Origin of the sequence: Priestia sp. BR_2 (assembly GCF_041954005.1) — a bacterium.
Lineage (GTDB): Bacteria > Bacillota > Bacilli > Paenibacillales > Paenibacillaceae > Paenibacillus_AQ > Paenibacillus_AQ lautus_A.
The window spans coordinates 1-2471 of record NZ_JAVFHM010000271.1; the positions used below are offsets into that span (position 1 = coordinate 1).

Genomic DNA, 2471 nt, shown 5'->3' on the forward strand with positions numbered 1-2471 from the left:
CGTTTTACCTGTTTTAACGGGGGCAATAATCGGTATCTTAAATGCCAATGGCAATATCCAAATGACAAAAGCCTTTGAGAAAGGACCTGCGAGTATTACATCTACCATTATTGCGATGAATACAGTCATCGTTGTCATAGCTACATCCTTATTATTTCCTCAATCCATTCCTTTAACAAATTGGATTGGTATCGTCATTATTATATTGGCAGCTTGTATTATTCAGTATCAACCAAACAAAACGGCACACATAGAGTATAAATTATGGATTTTAAGCTGCTGTTTAGCTCTTCTATCTATCGGTACAGTTGGTGTTGTTATGAAATTCAGCACGTTTCAACACTTTAGCATGGGCGAAATGCTTGTTTCAATTTACGGCGGAGGAGCTGTCTATTTAAGTTTATTAGCTCGGAAAGAATTTAAAAAATTAACTGCACATAAAATCGAAATAAAGATAGGTATACTAGTTGGTATATTAAGTACGATTGGTTACAGCTGTTATCTATTCGCCTTAAAGGAAGGTCCATCCAGTGTGGTTTATCCAATCATTAGTTTAAATTGTATTGTTGTTTTAATTGGGAGCTTAATTATCTTTAAAGAAAGACTTAAAAAATATCAATTAATAGGAATTATTCTTACTTTATGCGGAGTCGTGTTGACTAAGATATAAGTTTTTTGCACCAATACCGACAGAAGAACCAACATATAGTGAAATAGGTCTTCCTTTGTATGGTAACGGAGGATGTATATAGTATACATACATATAAAAAAACAGAAAAACTCCCCCAGTACGTTAAGGGAGTTTTTCTATTTTAAAGAGTTAGCTAAACGAGGATTCATCCATCTTGAGCTTTTGGCATAATCTTGTCTTAATGCGTCGATTGAATCGATCGTTTTAGCTATGCTCTCTCTCCTAATCTATTTTTATTTATTTCAACAGGTAACGTTAATACCGCTAGTTTGCAGAGCTTTTTCTAGTGCACTTTGCTCTTCATTGCTTAAAGGAACCATTGGCAAGCGAACACCACCAACATGGGTGCCACTTAGATTTAATGCAGCTTTTACCGGTGAAGGACTTGGCGCAATAAATAATGCTCTCATAAGTGGAAGCAGATTGCGATGTGCAGCAGCAGCATTTTGGACATCGCCATTTTTGAAGGCATTAATCATTTCTTGCATATCATTGCCAATGATGTGGGAAGCAACTGAAACAACTCCTGCTCCGCCAATTGCTAATACTGGTATTGTTAACCCATCATCGCCGCTATATAAGGTAAAGACACTAGGTGTTTTGCTAATGATCTCTGCCATGGCATCCCAGTCGCCACTTGCTTCCTTAATTGACACAACATTGGGGATCGTTGATAGACGAACAATTGTTTCAACGGAAATGTTAACTACGCTTCGTCCTGGGATATTATAAAGCATAACTGGTAAAGAGGTTGACTGGGCAATCGTTTTAAAGTGTTGGTACAACCCTTCTTGAGATGGCTTATTATAGTATGGAGCAACTAGCATGATACCATCGACTCCCGTTTCCTCTGCAAGTTTTGTTAAGCTGATCGAAGCTTTCGTGTTGTTTGAGCCAGTTCCAGCGATGACGGGGATTCTTCCCGCAACAGCCTCTACAACACATTTGAATAATTCAATTTTCTCTTCAGTGGTTAATGTTGGAGACTCTCCAGTTGTACCAGCTACAACTAAGCCATCTGTGCCATTTGTAATTAAATGCTCAACTAACGTTTTCGTCGCGTTAAAATCAATTTCACCATTATCGTCAAACGGCGTAACCATTGCTGTTAATACTTGGCCAAATTTCATAACTACACGCCCTTTATAAAAATTTTTAAATTAGAGGGGTTAGGGCCATTCATAAGAAGCACAAAAAAAGCAGCAACGAGGGATTCGTTGCTGCAGTAGAAACAATATTTATCAAAAATAGTTTCCGTGCATAAGATAGCCCTCCATATAGTTTCCTATATGACAGTTCTGTATTTATTCAACAGCAGAACCAGCTTCAAGAATATGAGATTCTTTCGGCTTCGGCAAATACCCCTTTCCACAATTATCATTGGATCTCATTCTCCTCAAATTGTATACTTATGATCTTTGCACCTCTATCCTCACTTCAAAAAATATTGAAATAAGAAAATATTTAATTGAATTTAATATAACAGTAAATTCCCTTTCATGCAAGAACCCTTTAAGTATAGTTTCACGGATATCATATAATTAGGTCCCTAAACTGGGATGTGTCCAAATTATTGACTCAAGCTCACAACCTCAATATCATTCATGTTAGCAGTCTACCTTACTTTTTGCTATCCGCTATATATTTGAATTTATATAGTGTACATATAATAAAAAGCCACCCGCTTAGAGTGACTTAGCATTAGGTTTATTCTTTACTTCATCAGGTACATAATCTAAAAGTACGGATATTATTGTATTAAAATGCCATGGAGTAAGAT

2 protein-coding genes and 1 riboswitch are annotated in these 2471 nt (G+C 36.5%); of the genes, one reads left to right on the plus strand and one right to left on the minus strand.

The annotated features are described in order from the left end of the window. On the plus strand, positions 1-670 hold a 670-nt coding region (locus RB298_RS20705; RefSeq protein WP_486048339.1), incomplete at its 5' end, for a DMT family transporter. 263 nt (positions 671-933) lie between these two features. On the opposite strand, the gene dapA is transcribed toward RB298_RS20705, so the two are convergent. After that, positions 934-1821 carry a 4-hydroxy-tetrahydrodipicolinate synthase gene (gene dapA / locus RB298_RS20710; RefSeq protein ID WP_486048340.1) on the minus strand — a complete coding sequence of 296 codons (888 nt, stop codon included), beginning with the start codon at positions 1819-1821 and terminating at the stop codon, positions 934-936. 128 nt (positions 1822-1949) lie between these two features. Further along, positions 1950-2128: riboswitch (Lysine riboswitch) on the minus strand. Positions 2129-2471 lie beyond the last annotated feature (343 nt).

Coding starts and splice junctions, on each gene's coding strand:
- dapA (WP_486048340.1), bottom strand. CDS start 1,821: ATGAAATTTGGCCAAGTATTAACAGCAATGGTTACGCCGTTTGACGAT.